This window comes from Kribbella sp. NPDC051770, assembly GCF_040681455.1.
Classification (GTDB): Bacteria; Actinomycetota; Actinomycetes; order Propionibacteriales; family Kribbellaceae; genus Kribbella.
In genome coordinates, this window is sequence record NZ_JBFAYT010000001.1 from 1,186,022 (window position 1) to 1,200,565 (window position 14,544).

Annotated in this window: 13 protein-coding genes; 5 read left to right on the top strand and 8 right to left on the bottom strand. The window is 71.1% G+C overall.

Going from position 1 to position 14,544, the window contains the following annotated elements; translation table 11 throughout:
• Positions 1 to 83: 83 nt before the first annotated feature.
• The gene (locus tag AB0M01_RS05735; protein ID WP_363665813.1) at positions 84 to 920 is read right to left on the bottom strand and encodes an AraC family transcriptional regulator; all 837 of its coding nucleotides are present in this window, start codon (positions 918 to 920) and stop codon (positions 84 to 86) included.
• 79 nt (positions 921 to 999) lie between these two features.
• Here AB0M01_RS05735 and AB0M01_RS05740 point away from each other — a divergent pair, with 79 nt between their 5' ends.
• Positions 1,000 to 1,833, top strand: coding sequence for a phytanoyl-CoA dioxygenase family protein (locus AB0M01_RS05740; protein ID WP_363665815.1), 834 nt, complete (start codon positions 1,000 to 1,002; stop codon positions 1,831 to 1,833).
• Positions 1,834 to 1,878: 45 nt separating this feature from the next.
• Here AB0M01_RS05740 and AB0M01_RS05745 read toward each other — a convergent pair whose 3' ends face one another.
• A complete protein-coding gene (locus AB0M01_RS05745; protein WP_363665817.1) occupies positions 1,879 to 2,349 on the bottom strand; it encodes a YkvA family protein in 471 nt (156 codons plus the stop codon).
• Positions 2,350 to 2,530: 181 nt separating this feature from the next.
• Positions 2,531 to 3,112: a DUF6058 family natural product biosynthesis protein gene (locus tag AB0M01_RS05750; RefSeq protein ID WP_363665819.1), complete on the bottom strand. Its 582-nt coding sequence runs from the start codon at positions 3,110 to 3,112 to the stop codon at positions 2,531 to 2,533.
• Between the two features lie 156 nt (positions 3,113 to 3,268).
• Here AB0M01_RS05750 and serC point away from each other — a divergent pair, with 156 nt between their 5' ends.
• Entirely contained in the window at positions 3,269 to 4,393 is a 1,125-nt protein-coding gene (gene serC / locus AB0M01_RS05755) for a phosphoserine transaminase (protein ID WP_363665821.1), read from the top strand.
• 42 nt (positions 4,394 to 4,435) lie between these two features.
• Here the strand turns inward: serC and AB0M01_RS05760 are convergent, their stop codons facing one another.
• The gene (locus tag AB0M01_RS05760) at positions 4,436 to 5,083 is read right to left on the bottom strand and encodes a DUF1345 domain-containing protein (protein ID WP_363665823.1); all 648 of its coding nucleotides are present in this window, start codon (positions 5,081 to 5,083) and stop codon (positions 4,436 to 4,438) included.
• Positions 5,084 to 5,227: 144 nt separating this feature from the next.
• On the opposite strand from AB0M01_RS05760, the gene AB0M01_RS05765 reads away from it, so the two are divergent.
• Together AB0M01_RS05765 and AB0M01_RS05770 are read left to right on the top strand one after the other, a co-directional pair.
• On the top strand, positions 5,228 to 6,955 hold the full coding sequence (locus AB0M01_RS05765) for a molybdopterin-dependent oxidoreductase (protein WP_363665825.1): 1,728 nt from the start codon (positions 5,228 to 5,230) through the stop codon (positions 6,953 to 6,955).
• Positions 6,956 to 7,010: 55 nt separating this feature from the next.
• Entirely contained in the window at positions 7,011 to 8,048 is a 1,038-nt protein-coding gene (locus tag AB0M01_RS05770) for a tellurite resistance/C4-dicarboxylate transporter family protein (protein WP_363665827.1), read from the top strand.
• A gap of 337 nt (positions 8,049 to 8,385) precedes the next feature.
• On the opposite strand, the gene AB0M01_RS05775 is transcribed toward AB0M01_RS05770, so the two are convergent.
• The gene (locus tag AB0M01_RS05775) at positions 8,386 to 8,910 is read right to left on the bottom strand and encodes a DapH/DapD/GlmU-related protein (protein WP_363665829.1); all 525 of its coding nucleotides are present in this window, start codon (positions 8,908 to 8,910) and stop codon (positions 8,386 to 8,388) included.
• A 565-nt stretch (positions 8,911 to 9,475) separates the two neighbouring features.
• Between AB0M01_RS05775 and AB0M01_RS05780 the strand changes: the two genes are divergently transcribed.
• Positions 9,476 to 10,408, top strand: coding sequence for a LysR family transcriptional regulator (locus AB0M01_RS05780; protein ID WP_363665831.1), 933 nt, complete (start codon positions 9,476 to 9,478; stop codon positions 10,406 to 10,408).
• A 1,272-nt stretch (positions 10,409 to 11,680) separates the two neighbouring features.
• On the opposite strand, the gene AB0M01_RS05785 is transcribed toward AB0M01_RS05780, so the two are convergent.
• From AB0M01_RS05785 to AB0M01_RS05795, 3 genes are all read right to left on the bottom strand, one after another.
• Positions 11,681 to 12,805 (bottom strand): hypothetical protein, encoded by a 1,125-nt coding sequence (locus AB0M01_RS05785; RefSeq protein ID WP_363665833.1) that lies wholly within the window; start codon positions 12,803 to 12,805, stop codon positions 11,681 to 11,683.
• The gene (locus tag AB0M01_RS05790) at positions 12,802 to 14,067 is read right to left on the bottom strand and encodes an SAM-dependent methyltransferase (RefSeq protein ID WP_363665835.1); all 1,266 of its coding nucleotides are present in this window, start codon (positions 14,065 to 14,067) and stop codon (positions 12,802 to 12,804) included. The genes AB0M01_RS05785 and AB0M01_RS05790 overlap by 4 nt, the downstream gene beginning before the upstream one ends.
• A 73-nt stretch (positions 14,068 to 14,140) precedes the next feature.
• On the bottom strand, positions 14,141 to 14,506 hold the full coding sequence (locus tag AB0M01_RS05795; protein WP_363665837.1) for a hypothetical protein: 366 nt from the start codon (positions 14,504 to 14,506) through the stop codon (positions 14,141 to 14,143).
• Positions 14,507 to 14,544: the final 38 nt, after the last annotated feature.

Here is a 14,544-nt window from a genome sequence, read left to right on the forward strand (position 1 = left end):
CGGCTCGAACGTCCGCTTGTAAACTCAACAAGGAAAGAACAGGCGGCGGGCACTGACGAGGTTCCAGCTCTCAAGTCTTAAGTTCATCGCACCGGTCGGTCGTCGCTCGGCGATCGGCCGGTGCGTTGTTTGTACTGGCGGCTGAAGTACGGCACGTCCGTGTAGCCCAGCGCCGCGGCTGTCTGCGTCACCGTCATCCCGCTCTCGGTCAGCAGCTGGTGCGCCCGGTCGATCCGCGCCTGGATCAGGAACTGCGCCGGCGTGCTCCCCTGGTGCGCCAGGAACCTGCGCGTGAACTGCGCCCGCGACAGCGCCGCGTGCTGCGCCATCTCCCCCACCGACCAGTCGCGCCCGGGATCCTGCCGGATCGCCTGCGCGACCTCGTCGACGACCTGGTCCCCCGCCGTGCGGCCTTTGTCGTGGGCGGCTTCCCACACCATCGCGAGTAGTTGCTCCAGGCAAAGTTCCGCCTGCCTGAGGCCGAGCGCGTCCTGCCGTCGGTACGCCGAGTCCGCGGCCTTCGCGAGCGCACCGAGCAGCACGCGGTCCTGCACCTCGCCCCACCGAGATGCTGGTACGACGTCCGCCGTACGCCAAGCGGGCGATTCCTCGCGTGCTCGCCCATTCCCCGTCCGGTCCTCGCGGGTCTCCGGCTCGAAGTGCATCCCGAAGACCAGCAACCGCCGCTTCGGATCGTGCCCCGCCGTCGGCGCGTCGCCCGGCGCGAACACCGCGCACGTCCCCGGCGTCAGCTCCTTCACCCGCCCGTCGAGCTCCAACCGGCCGATCCCCTCCAGGACGCACCACAGCAGGTGGTCGCCGAGCGCGGGCGACACCCACGTCCAGCTCGGTTCGCAGCGCCAGAAGGTCGGCGGCGAGAGCAGCCGTACGCGATTCACCAGCCCGATCGGATGCGTCAAAGGTTCAACCTCTTGCGTCGTTCGTGCATCGCCGTTCGCGTTGCCAGCTTTCAGACTAGACGTACCAGAGGAGGCAGGGATGAGCGTTTCGTTCAAGGACGAGTTCGACCGCGACGGGTACACGCTGGCGCGCGGGCTCTTCGGCACCGCCGAGGTCGAGCAGCTGCGCGAGCACTACATGGTGCTCCGCAAGCGCGACCGCTACGCCAACGACCTCGTCGGCGTCGAGGCCGGCAGCCGCGACCCGCTGAAGCGGTACCCGCGGATGGCGCAGATGCACCGCTGGGACGAGCTGTCGCTGCAGTGGATGATCGACGACCGCCTCGACCAGGTGATGACCGCGATCCTCGGGCGGTCGCCGTACGCCGTACAGACGATGCTCTACTTCAAGCCCCCGGGCTCCCGCGGCCAGGCGCTGCACCAGGACAACTTCTACCTGAAGGCCGAGCCGGGCACCTGCGTCGCCGCCTGGATGGCGCTCGACCGCGTCGACGTCGCGAACGGCTGCCTGCAGGTCGTCCCCGGCAGCCACCGCTGGCCGATCCTGTGCACCGAGAAGGCCGACACCAAGGTCAGCTTCACCGACATCACCGTCCCGCTGCCCGCGCCGGACGCCGCCGTACCGGTGGAGATGGAGCCGGGCGACGTGCTGTTCTTCCACGGCGCGCTGGTCCACGGCAGCGCGCCGAACGTCACCGAGGACCGTTTCCGGCGCGCGCTGATCGGCCACTACATCCAGGGCGAGGCCGAGCAGGTCGCCGAGTACTACCACCCGGTACTCCGGATGGACGGTACGACGCTCGACCTCGGCGTCTCGGTCGGCGGCGGCGCGTGCGGCGAGTGGGTGGACACGGAGAACGGCCCGGTCGCCGTGCTCACGGGGACGGAGTCGACCACCCGCAAGCACGAGTAGCCCACGCGGGCGCCGCGCAGGCGGCAGCTGCCTGCGGCGACCGGCTCAGGGCCGGAGGCGCTTCTCCTGGTCGCGCTCGTGCCGCAGGTACAGCCCGGCGGCCGTCGACACGCTGGTGAACAGCCACGCGGCAACACCGGCGTCGTCGGCCACCCCGATGATCGGCAGCAGCTCAGGCAGTACGTCGATCGGCGACACCAGGTACAGCACCGCGAACCCCCACAGCGCCATCCGGCTCGTCGGCAGCCCCGGGTACTCCCCGCGGCGCGCAGCCCGGATCAACCGCGGCAGCGCCTTCGCCCGCTCGAACACGTCCCCCACCGGCTCCGGCTCACCACGCTCACGCCTGCGGCGGCGTACGACCTGCTTCCGCCACAGCCCCAGCCCGACAGCTGCCGCGCCCAGCACCAGCAGCACAACCCCGAGCCCCACCGCCGGCACCCCGGCAACATCCCCGTCCCTGAAGACGAGCGTCACCAGCCCGATCAACGCCAGCAGCCCACCGAAGAACACCATCCACCAACTCTAGGGCGCAACCCGCGCACACACCGCCGCCGCGCGCGGGCCGCGCCGCCGCTCCTCGCGCGCGCCGCGCCGCGGGGGCGAGCCGTGGTCGCTGGACGCCGCCGCAGTCGGGTCCGTGCGCTGGACGCGCACTGTGCGGGTGTCGTGCGCTGGATGCGCCCTGCGCGGGTCGTCAGGCGGCGCCGGGCGAACTTTCCGCCGCTCGCGCCAAGCGCTGCCGGACCGCGGTGATGTGCGTGTCCCGCGACACCGGCCCACCGAACCGCAGCCGGTCGTACCCCGTGAACTCAGGCTCCAGCGCGTCCAGCTCGTCCACGTACGCCGCCAGCTCCACTGGGTCGCTCGTCCGGTCGATGGCCTGAAGCAGCTCGGTCTTGCGCTGGATGGTCACCGGCGTCACCGAGTGCAGGCAGACGTACTGCCCGCTCAGGTACGCCTCCCACTCCTCGTCAGCCGTCGCAGGATCTGCCCACTGGCCCACGAACCACTCGCGCACGTTGTCGAGCCCGACCTCGGCGACCGGTGCGAACAGGTCCGCCGGCACCATCTCGGCGCCGTCCGAGCGCAGGTAGCTCGGGATCGGCAGGCGCCCGGCCAGCATCCAGTCGCGCACCTCCTCCACCTCGTACCCGGTCTCCGAGCACAGCTCGCCCAGCTCCCGGTACTGACGGTTGACGTAGGCGTCGTCCGCCGCCGTCATCGGGTGCTCGCCGTTGATCTCCAGGTACCGCCGCCGTACCGCCTCTTGTCCCATACCGGCACGCTAAGGCCGGGTCGTTTCGGCGTACGCCGAACTGTCGGTGTCCGCGATCTGGGGCCGGTGGAGAGGTGTGTCGGGCGTGTGGAAGACTGGAGAGTGCTGACAGCGTCGTCGGCGAGGAAACAGCCAGACGACGAAGGGACACCGCTGGTGACCAGCGACATTGTCATTCCCGCAGAGCTCAAGCCCGCTGACGGCCGGTTCGGCGCCGGGCCGTCGAAGGTCCGCCCCGAGGCTGTCGCCGCGCTGGCGACCGAGGGCGCGAAGCTGCTCGGCACCTCGCACCGGCAGGCGCCGGTGAAGAACCTGGTCAAGCGCGTGCAGGACGGCGTCGCGGACCTGTTCAACCTGCCCGACGGGTACCAGGTGGTGCTCGGCAACGGCGGGTCGACCGCGTTCTGGGACATCGCGACGTTCGCGCTGATCCGGGAGAAGAGCCAGCACCTGAGCTTCGGTGAGTTCTCCTCGAAGTTCGCGAAGGCCGCGCAGCAGGCGCCGCACCTGGGTGAGCCGACGGTGGTCAAGGCCGACCCGGGCACCCGTCCGGTCGCGGTCGCCGAGGCCGGCGTCGACCTGTACGCCTGGCCGCACAACGAGACCTCCACCGGCGTGATGGCGCCGGTCAAGCGTGTCGCCGGCGCCGACGAGGGCGCGCTGGTCGCCATCGACGCGACCTCCGGCGCGGGCGGTCTGCCGGTCGACCTGAACGAGGTCGACGCCTACTACTTCGCGCCGCAGAAGTGCTTCGCCTCCGACGGCGGCCTGTGGATCGCGATCCTGTCCCCGGCCGCGCTGGCCCGGGTCGAGGAGATCACCGCGAGCGGCCGCTGGATCCCGGCGTTCCTGGATCTGGCGACCGCGATCGACAACTCCAGCAAGAACCAGACCTACAACACGCCGTCGCTGTCCACGCTGTTCCTGATGGCCGAGCAGACCGACTGGATCAACAGCCAGGGCGGCCTGGAGTGGAGCGTCGCGCGCACCACCGACTCCAGCAACCGGCTGTACACCTGGGCCGAGAAGTCCGACTACGCGACGCCGTACGTCGAGGACGCCGAGGCCCGCTCGCTGGTGATCGGCACCATCGACCTGGACGACTCGATCGACGCCGCCGCGGTCGCCAAGACGCTGCGCGCCAACGGCATCGTCGACACCGAGCCGTACCGCAAGCTCGGCCGCAACCAGCTCCGGGTCGCGATGTTCCCGGCCGTCGACCCCGACGACGTCGAGAAGCTCACCCAGGCGATCGACTTCACCGTCGACGCGCTGCGCTGAGCCTGGTACTGCGGGAGCCCCGGCCGGTCCGGCCGGGGCCTCTCAGGCGCCCGCGAGGTACGAGGTGACGATCGTGATCGCCACGGCCAGGATCAAGGTGTTGAAGAAGAACGCCAGTACGCCGTGGAACAGCACCTGCCGCCGCATCCGGCGGCCGGTCACGGTGACGTCGGTGGTCCCGAAGGTCGTCCCCACCGCGACCGCGAAGTACGCGAAGTCGACCACCGCCGGGTCGCCCTCCGCGCCTGGGAACTCCAGACCGCCCTCCTCGGCGTACAGGCTCGAGCAGGCGATCGCGAACCCGATCTGCAGCGTCAGCCAGCAGCTCAGCACCGCGAACACGCAGATCGCGACGACCAGGTTCGGCGGCGCCCCGAGCTCCCGGGCGTTCGGCATCGCGATCACGGTCGCCACCAGCGCCACCACCGCGGCCCCCTGCGAGACCTGCTCCGGCGGCGACACCAGCAGCCGGTCGGTCAACCGCCGCCGCCGCGACCCCAGCGCCATCGCGCGCACCTCGGCCGGGCCGAGCTTGCGGTAGGCCAGCCAGGTCAACGTCAGGTACCCGACGGCGTAGAAGTCCCAGGCCGCCAGCATCTTCACCACCAGCTCGCCCGGTACGAGCGCGCACAGCACGCCCAACGGCATCGCCAGCAACTGTCGCGCCGCCTCCCGGCTCCACCACCTCATGACGCGCCATCGTAGAGACCCCGCGGTCCGGCCTGTCCCCGGATCGCGACGAAACCGCAGGGTTCGAGGGCCCTGCAGCATCGGAGCACGTGCTTAGACTGATCGGGTTGGGACCGTCCGGAGCTGACCTGGAAGGACCACGCCGTGACGAACCCGGGCTTTCGCGACGAGCTGGACACCGAGCACCACGAGCGGGTCGGTGACCGGTGGGCCGGCGGACTGCCCGCGCAGTACGGCGTCGCGCCGCGGGTGCGGATCGGGCGGAGCAGGTGGTTCAACCTGCTCTGGCTGCTGCCGATCGGCGGCGTGCTGCTGATCGCGGGAGTCGCGATCGCGCAGGGGCTGCGCGGCACCACCGGCGTACAGGCGTTCATCGAGCGGCATCCCGGTGCGGCGCCTCAGGCAGCCGGTACGCCGGTGGGCATCCCGGCGTGGCTCGGCTGGCAGCACTTCCTGAACCTGTTCCTGATGATCTTCATCATCCGGTCCGGCCTGTCGATCCTCGCCGACCACCCGCGGCTGTACTGGTCGAAGCACTCCACCCCCGGCTCGGAGTGGTACCGGATGAACCGGCCGGTGCCCGACGACCCGGCGTACACGGCGAAGGCGGACTCGCTCACGTTGCCCGACCACGTCGGGCTGCCCGGGCGGCGGCACTCGATCGGCCTCGCGCGGTGGTGGCACCTCGGGATCGACGTGTTGTGGCTGCTGAACGGGGTCGTGTTATTCGTGCTGCTGTTCGCGACCGGGCAGTGGCGGCGGATCGTGCCGACCGGCTGGGAGATCTTCCCCGGCGCGGTGTCGGTGGGCATCCAGTACCTGTCGCTCGACTGGCCGCTGGAGAACGGATGGAACGGCTACAACAGCCTCCAGCTGCTCTCGTACTTCCTGACCGTCTTCGTCGCGGCGCCGCTCGCGCTGCTGACCGGGCTCGGGATGTCGCCGGCGCTGTCGACGCGCTTCCACCGGCTCAGCTCGGTGCTCAGCATCCAGCTGGCGCGGTCGCTGCACTTCCTGGTGATGGTCTGGTTCGTGTTCTTCGTGGTCGTGCACGTGACACTGGTCTTCACGACCGGTGCCCTGCGCAACCTCAACCACATGTACGCCGCCCAAGACAGCGGCTCCTGGCTCGGCTTCGGGATCTTCGCGGCGTCGATGGTCGTGGTGATCGTCGCGTGGGTCGCCGCGACGCCGGCCACCTACCGCCATCCGCGGCTCGTACGCCGGATCGGCTTCGCGCTGATCGGGCCGGCGCAGCGGCTGTTCGAGCACATCGACTCCGAGCCCGGCCGGTACACCGACGCCGACATCTCGCCGTACTTCTGGGCCAACGGGCGGCTGCCGGACACTCCGGAGTACTCGGCGTTGCAGGCCGGGGATTTCCGCGACTATCGCCTGCAGGTGTACGGGATGGTCGAGAACCCGGTCGCGCTCAGCCTCGACGACCTGCGCGCGATGGCCGGGCACGAGCAGATCACCCAGCACTTCTGCATCCAGGGCTGGTCGGGCGTCGCGAAGTGGGGCGGGGTCTCGATGCAGACGGTGCTGGACGTGGTGAAGCCCGTCCCGGAGGCGCGGTGGGTCGTCTTCTACTCGTTCGCCCAGGGGTCGGAGGAGGGGATCTACTACGACGTCCAGCCGATCGAGCAGATGAGCTACCACCTGACGATGCTCGCCCTGGACATGAACGGCGCCCCGCTGCCCTTCCACCACGGCGCACCCGTGCGGCTGCGCAACGAGACCCAGCACGGTTTCAAGATGGTCAAGTGGATCAAGGGCATCGAGTTCGTCGCGGATCTGGAGGAGGTCGGCGGCGGTCTGGGCGGCTACAACAACGACCACGAGTTCTTCGGTTACCGGCAGAGCATCTGAGCGCGGGGGTGGTGAGGTGGCTGGTGGGAGCGTTGTGCGGTCGCTGAGTGAATCCGTGCGGGCGCTGGGTGGGTCCGTGCGGATCGGCGTACGGGAATGGCCGCCGGCTGCGTTCTCGGTGGTGATGGGGTCGGGGATCACGTCGACCGCGCTCGAGCGGGCCGGGGCCGGCGGGTGGTCCATTCCGCCGCTGGTGGTGGCGCTGGCCAGTTTCGTACTGCTGCTGGGGGTCGCGGTCGCGCGGCTGGTGGTGATGCCGGGTGCGGTGGTGAGCAGCTTCAAGAAGCCGCCGCAGGCGTTCGGGTACTTCACGGTCGTGGCCGCCGCGAGCGTTCTCGCCGTACGGCTGAAGTCGGCCGGGCTCGACACCGTCGCGGTCGTCTTCGCCGGCTTCGCGGTGGTGGTCGGCGTCGTCGCGCTGTACGTCGTACCGGCTGCGCTCGTCGTACGGTCTGGCACGCGGGCAGACGAGCCGGGCCCGGACGGGAGCTGGCTGCTCTGGGTGGTGGCGCTGGAGTCACTCTGCCTGGTCGTCTGCACGGTCGACCTCAACCTCCCAGCCGTCGCCGCCGTCGCCTTCGGCCTGTGGAGCAGCGGAGTGCTCCTCTACCTCATCCTCGCAGCGCTGGTCCTGAGCCGGCTCCTCACGAGACCGATGACCAGCGACTCGCTGCTCCCGAGCTACTGGATCCTCAGCGGGGCAACGGCAATCTCCTCCCTGGCCGCGATCCGCCTGCTCGACGTACGCCCCGAGTCCACCTTCGTCGAAGACCTCCGCCCCACCATCACCGGCGCCGCCTTCGCCCTCTGGGCCTTCGGCACCTGGTGGATCCCACTGCTCGTGGCGCTCGGAGCATGGCGGTACGCCGCCGGGCACTACCGCGCGCGGTACGAGCTCGGTCTGTGGAACATCGTGTTCCCGCTGGGCATGTTCAGCACCGCGTCGATCGCTCTGGGGGACCTGGTCGCTCTCCCATCTGTCACCTACCTGGGCAAGCTGGTCGCCGAGCTGGCGGGCGTGTGCTGGGCGCTCACGCTCGGCGCGCTGCTGGTGAGGTCGGGTCGCGGGGACCGCTCCACAAGATCGCGGTGAGGCAGCCGGAGCTGACTGCCGACCGACAGCAACCGCCTCCCCCGCCCGCCGGTGTCGACCGCGGCTGCAGCTACGCGGGCGGCCGGAGCCGATCGTCCACCAGCAGCAAGTGGCCCCTTCCCCGCCCGGCCGGAGTTGACTGCGGCGACGGAAGGGCGGGTCCGTCCGTCGAGCTGACGGACGGTCTCCGGGGCGAGCGCCGGGGCTGACCGCGGCGGTGAGAACGGCGTCTGTGCTGGTCACGGTGGCGGATGGCGCGAGCCGACGTACCGGCGGCGAGAGTCCGGGGTGGGATGCCGCGGGTGCGGTAGGCGCGGGTGCGGTAGGCGCGGGTGTGTCAGTCGAGCTGGCGGATTGTGCGGGCCGGGGTGCCGGCGGCGAGGGTTCGGGGTGGGACGTCGCGGGTGACGACGGCGCCGGCGGCTACTACGGCGTCGGCGCCGATGGTGACTCCTTGGAGGATGATCGCGGAGGCGCCGATCCAGGCGTTCGGGCCGACCCGGATCGGGGCCGCGGTGATGCCGGAGCGGCGTTGGTCGGGGGCGACCGGGTGGCCGGAGGTGATCAGGCTGACGTTCGGGCCGAGCATCACGTGGTCGCCGAGCTCGATCCCGCCGACGTCGTTGAAACGGCAGCCCTGGTTGACGAACACGTGCCGGCCGACCCGCACGTTGACGCCGTGATCGGAGTAGACCGGCGGGATCAGCCGGAACGTGTCGTCGACGGCGCGCCCTGTCAGCTCGCTCCAGGCGGCGCGGATCGCCGGCTGGTCGTCGTACGGGACGGTGTTGAGCTGCTCGGTGAGCCGGATCGCGCGCGCGACACGCTCCCCGAAGCCGGGTGGGATCGGGAGGATTTCCATACCGAGCAGCCAATCAACCGGTCGATCGGGCCGCAAACAACCAGACACGCAGGCCGGTACAACGCGCGGTTGTCCACGCCCAGCCTCGGCGGCGGCTCGCGCCTGCACTTGCCCGAGGCTCGGGCCTGGCCTCGGCGACCGCCTTGCGGGGTTGGTCCCGGCGGGCACCTTGCACCCGCGCTTGCCCGGGCGGCCTCGGCGCCGCCTCACGTGGCCAGCCTCGGCGCCGCCTTGCGAGGCCGATCTCGGCGGCCGCCTTGCGCCTGCACGATTGCCGAATGGACACCGGAGGCGGCGGCCGCTGCTCCAGCGGTGCGTTCCTGTCCGGCTGGTATGGGCTGGTCTTCGGCGAGGTCGCCCTGGAACTCCCGCCGAGGTGATCCGGCGGATCGCCGGTGAGTTCGCGTCGGCTGGCCGGCTCGGCGTTCGTCGGCCGGTTGATCTCCCGGCTTGCTGGTTGCGCGGCGGATGCTCGGGATGGACTCCTTCGGTGGTTGGCGTACGCCGGTGTGGCTGCGCTCCAACGCCGTCGGGATTCACATCGGCCCCGTCGTACAGTGCCGGGGTGGATCTCGGGGCGGTGCGGACGTTCGTGGTGGCGACCGAGGCGGGGCAGTTTCAGGCGGCGGCTGACGAGCTCGGGGTGACTCAGCAGGCCGTGTCCAAGCGGATCGCCGCGCTGGAGCGGCAGCTCGGGGTGTTGTTGTTCGACCGGTCTCCGCGAGGTGCGCGGCTCAGTGCTGACGGGAAGGCGTTTCTGCCGTATGCGCAGGAGTTGCTTCGGGCGGCGGAGAGGGCGGAGGCGGCTGTTCTTGGCGGTCGTCGGCCGTTGCGGATCGATGTTCTGAATCGGAGGACCGCGCCCGCTACGGCGCTGCTCGCCTTCCATCAGGAGCATCCGGCGATCGAGCTGGACGTCGTGACGCTGCCGGATGCATCCGCGGAGGCTGCTGTCGCCGCGGTGGCTGACGGGAGCGTCGACGCGACCTTCCGGTCCTTGCGGGAACCGGCTGCGGCGGTCGGTTCGCCGTTGCGGGCGGAGCGGGTGATCGACGACCTGCACCAGTTGCTGGTCGGCCCACGGCATCCGCTGGCGTCAGTTGGGCGGCTCACGCTCGCGGAGCTCGCGTCGTACCCGATCTGGATGCCGGGACTGCAGGGCGGCACCGAGTGGGGTGCGTACTACGCGCAGCTCGCGGCGGAGTTCGGCCTGCGGATCGACACCGCGGGACCCAGCTTCGGCGTCGAGGTGATGCTCGAACGACTCGCGGGGTCCGCTGGGCTCGCGACGTTCGTCGGTACAGGGTCGCGGTACCTGTGGCCGGAGGCGTACGACCTGCGGCGGATCGACATCGTCGACCCGACACCGGTCTACCCGCACTCGATCGTCTGGCGCGAGGACAACCGGCACCCCGGGCTGATCGCGTTCGTGGAGCATCTGCGTGCGATTCGCGCGATCCCTGCTGGACGCGAGACCTGGCTGCCCCGGTCGACCTGACGGGCGCTCCACGTGCGGCGTCGGCGTCGGTACGCCCGGCCGGACGGTGCGGGTGGGAGCAGGTGCGGTCTGGTTGCGCGGGGTGTGGGCAGGCGCGTGTCGGTGTGGGTGCGAGCCGGGTGCCGGCGCGAGGTGGTGGCGCGGCGCGGGCGCTGGGTGTTGGTGCGCGGCGGGCGCTGGGTGTTGGTGCGCGCGGGCGCTGGGTGTTGGTGCGCGGGCGACGGTCCGGGCCCGAGGTGCGCGCCGCCGCAGGTCGGCGCGAGGTGGGCCGGATGTTGGCGAGAGGTGCTCGCGCGGGTGCGAGGGCTCGGAGTACAGGCCGGGTGCCGGCGAGGTGTGCACGCGGGTACGCGGGGTGCGGATGCACGGGTGCGCGGGGTGCGGATGCACGGGGCGCGGGGTGCGGACGCACGGGGCGCCGGCGCGAGGTGCGCTCCGGCGTGGGTGCGCCGAGTGCAAGTGGGCGCAGGCACGAGCGGGTGGATTGCGGGTGCGCGCGGTGCGCGTTGGCGCGGGCGCGGTGCAGAGCGCGGGCGATGTACAGGGTGCTGGCGCGGGAGCGCGGTGTTTGAGGTGCAGGCGCGGGAGCGCGGTGTTTGAAGGTGCAAGCGCGGGAGCGCGGTGCGGGCGGGCTCGGCGAGGACGCGGGCGGCTGCGGGTGCCGGTGCTGGCGGGCGGGCGAGGCAGTGGCCGGTGCGATGTGGTCCGGGCGCGGCGCGGACGTGGACTCGGGAGGGTGCGATGCGGCCCGGACGCGGGCACGGGGCGGCGGGGGATGTGGTCACCGCTCGGGTGCGTGAGCAGCGCGCGGGGCACGGTGCGAGTGCGGGCGCGGTGCTGCGCGGGTGCAGGCGGCGTCGGCGTGGGCGCGAGGTGCGATGCGGCGGTGAGCGCGGGTAGGCGGGCGCAGTGCGGTGAGACCGGCTGCGTGCGTGGTTGTGGCGTAGGCACGTGGGTGCGGCGTAGGTGCGTGGGTGCGGCACGGTGAGGCCGCTGGGTGCGCGGGTGCGGTGCGCGAACGTGGGGCGGCGCGGGTGCGCAGGGGGCGGCACGTGGGTGCGGCATGGTGCGGGTACGCGGGGCGGCGCGGATGCGGGGTACGCAGTGCTGCGCGGACGTGGGGTGCGCGGGGTGGCACGGGTCTGCGGTGCGGGTACGCAGTGCTGCACGGACGCGGGTACGCAGTGCTGCACGGACGCGGGTGCGCGGTGCGGCGCGGGTTTGCGGTGCGGGTGCGCAGTGCGATGTGGGGTGCGAGCTTGAGCGCGCCGGTCAGATGGCTCGGCGGCGGCCGTGGGGGTCTGGTGGGGGTTGGCCGGTGAGGCGGGCGTTTTCGGCCATGCGGTCTAGGCGTTCTCGGCGGCCTGGGGGGAACGTCAAGAAAGTGATGAGGATGGCGAAGAGGGCTGCGCCGATGAGGATCCAGCGGAGGTTGTGGGACTTCTTGGGGGTGCTGGAGTCGGTGGGGTCGGCGGCTTGGGGTTGGGTGGGTTTGGGGGTGGTGGGGGTTGCGGCTGGTTTGCGGGTGGGGACGGCGATCTCGTAGATCGCGGAGGACTTGTTGCCGATCAGGAGGGCGTTGCCGGAGTCGCTGAGGGCGATGGAGTCGCCTTGGGCGGTGGGGGTGGCGGTGCGGGCGATGACGTTGGGCTCGTCAGACCACTCGACGGTGGCGATGTCCGTCTGGCTGCGGAGGACTGCTTGGCTGCCGTCGGGGAGGAAGATGCCGTCGGTGACGCCGGCGGGGGCGTCGGCGATCTTGGTGAGCTCGTTGGTGCCTTCGATCGACGGTTCCTCGGGGGCGGCGTAGATGCCGGCCTTGCCGGAGGTGACCTTGGTGACGATGAACAGGCGGCGCGACTCGGGGTCGATCAGCAGGGTCTCGGCGTCGTGCGGGCCGTCGGGGTACTCGAAGTCGTAGCGGTGGAACTTGACCGCCTCGACGTCCTCGAGGTTGCTCGGCTCGGGGAAGGTGAAGATCTCGACCATGTCGCGGCTCTTCTTGTTGTCGCCGATGTCGGCGACGTAGATCGTGCCGCCCTTGTCGACCGCGATCGCCTCGACGTCCTTCACCGGAGGCTTCAGGCCGAGCACCGCCTGGACCTTGCCGGCGTTGTCGATGCCGACCACCTCGGCGGAGCCGCCGGAGTCGTTGACGGTCCACCAGACGCCTTCGTAGTTCTGGCTGCGGGCCAGGCCTGAAGACTGGTCGACCCGGTCGTCGCGGATGGTGAAGCGCTTCTTCGGAGCCGGCGGCGGATCAGCCTGCCGGGCGGAGGGGACGAAGCCCGAGGCACCGGCGGGAAGCGCCGAGGCGGATCCCGTGGGGAGAGCGGTGCCGGTCAGGGTGAGGACGGTGGCTGCCGTTGCGGTCAGAAACGTGCGGAGCGCGCTCACGACACCGCCTTGCGGTCGGGGTGCTGGATCAGGGTGGCGAGTCGCGGCGTGACCTGCCAGGCCGTGACCAGCTCCTCGTACTCGGCGCGGATCTCGGGGCCCGCGGTCGCTCCGGTTCGAGCGGCGCGCAGGAGGAGGTTGCGGGGCGTGTGCTCACTGTCCACGAACTGCACCACCTCCACCCGGTAGCCGACCTGTCGGAGCAGCGCCGCACGCAACGAGTCCGTCAGCATGTCGGCGAGCCGCTCCCGAACGATGCCATATCTCGTCAACGCACCGTACGGCGCCGGTGGTACGACGCTCTTGAGCTGCTTTTGGATGTCGTGGTGGCAGCAAGGTGCCGCGAGCACCAGCGGCGCCTCCCAGCCGACCGCCCGCGCGAGCGCGTCGTCGGTCGCCGTGTCGCAGGCGTGCAGCGCCAGGACGACGTCCGGCCGGACCTCCAGCTGCGCCTCCGCGATGGTCGCGTCGACGAACCGCAGGTGGTCCTGCCAGCCGAGCGCCGCGACCCGCTGGGTGTTGCGGGCCCGGGCCGCCGGGTTGTGGTCGATCCCGGTCATCCGCACGTCGTGCCCGGCGGCCGTGAGCAGGTGGTACGCCGCGAGCGTCAGGTACGCGTTGCCGCAGCCGAGGTCGACCACCTGCAACGGCCGGCCGGTCGCGATCCGGCCTGCCGCGACCGCCTCGTCGAGGGCCGGCGCGAGCAGCTTGCAGAACTCCTCGATCTGCTTGTACTTCGACTGCCGCGACGGCTTCACCCGGCCGTGGTGGTCGCTGATCCCGAGCTCGACCAGGAACGGCGCGGCCGGGTCGAGCAGCCGCTGCTTGGTCCGGTCGTGGTCGGTCCACTGCTCGCGCGACTCCTGCTCGCGGTGCAGCAGCAGCTTGCCCTTCTTGGTGCAGCGCATCCGCAGCGTCTCGGCGGTCGTCTCGACGTGCCAGTTCCCGTACGGCGCGCGCAGCAGCTCGTCGATCACCGCCTCGGCCTCCGCACTCCCGGCCGGGGCGTTGCGGGTGTGCGACTGGCGCTCGTCGAACTCCATGACCTGCAGGTGCCGGCCCGCCTTGAGGTCGACGTACCGCAGCTCGACGCGGTGGTACGCCGGGGCGTCGGCACCGCGACGGCGCCCCGATCCGATCGCCCGGACCAGGGTCTCCCGGCCGAGCAGGGCACCCCGGATCGCGCCCAGCGGACCGGACGCGCCGTCCGTGCCGCCCGGGTCCATGTCCGGGGTCGAGACCGGCTCCAGCTCGGTACGCATCGGGCCATTGTCTCCGACCTCCTCCTCGAGTCACAAAAGGGTCTCGTTCAGCCGCTGTCCGGGGTGTCGCCGGTCAGCTGATCTTCTCGTCCTCGCCGATCAGCCCGAGCGCTCTCAGCCGGGTGATGATCCCGCCCTGCTGGCGGCCGAGGGCGCTGCACAGCTCGTCCAGGGACGCCTTCTCGTTCCACATCGTCCGGAGCAGTTCCTCCTGCTCCCCGGTCCAGACGGTGAAGGCGTTCGGGTGCGCCTTGCGGGCCGCCTCGATCCGGCGCGTCATCGACCGGGTCGCGATCGGCTCCAGCGACCGGATCCGGGCCTGCCGGTGCCGCCCGACCTCCTCACCGTCGCGCCAGAACACGACGACGCCGTCGTCGAAGGTCATCAGGTCGGCCGGGACGTCGCAGTAGTCGGAGTCCTCGAGCATCACTCGCAGCATGGGTCTTACCTCCAGGTGTTGGGTGCTGTCGTGAACAA

Bases quoted from the DNA above. Each gene is read 5' to 3' on its own strand.
- AB0M01_RS05740 (WP_363665815.1), top strand. From the start codon at position 1,000: ATGAGCGTTTCGTTCAAGGACGAGTTCGACCGCGACGGGTACACGCTG.
- AB0M01_RS05745 (WP_363665817.1), bottom strand. From the start codon at position 2,349: ATGGTGTTCTTCGGTGGGCTGCTGGCGTTGATCGGGCTGGTGACGCTC.
- AB0M01_RS05750 (WP_363665819.1), bottom strand. From the start codon at position 3,112: ATGGGACAAGAGGCGGTACGGCGGCGGTACCTGGAGATCAACGGCGAG.
- AB0M01_RS05760 (WP_363665823.1), bottom strand. From the start codon at position 5,083: ATGAGGTGGTGGAGCCGGGAGGCGGCGCGACAGTTGCTGGCGATGCCG.
- AB0M01_RS05775 (WP_363665829.1), bottom strand. From the start codon at position 8,910: ATGGAAATCCTCCCGATCCCACCCGGCTTCGGGGAGCGTGTCGCGCGC.
- AB0M01_RS05790 (WP_363665835.1), bottom strand. From the start codon at position 14,067: ATGCGTACCGAGCTGGAGCCGGTCTCGACCCCGGACATGGACCCGGGC.
- AB0M01_RS05795 (WP_363665837.1), bottom strand. From the start codon at position 14,506: ATGCTGCGAGTGATGCTCGAGGACTCCGACTACTGCGACGTCCCGGCC.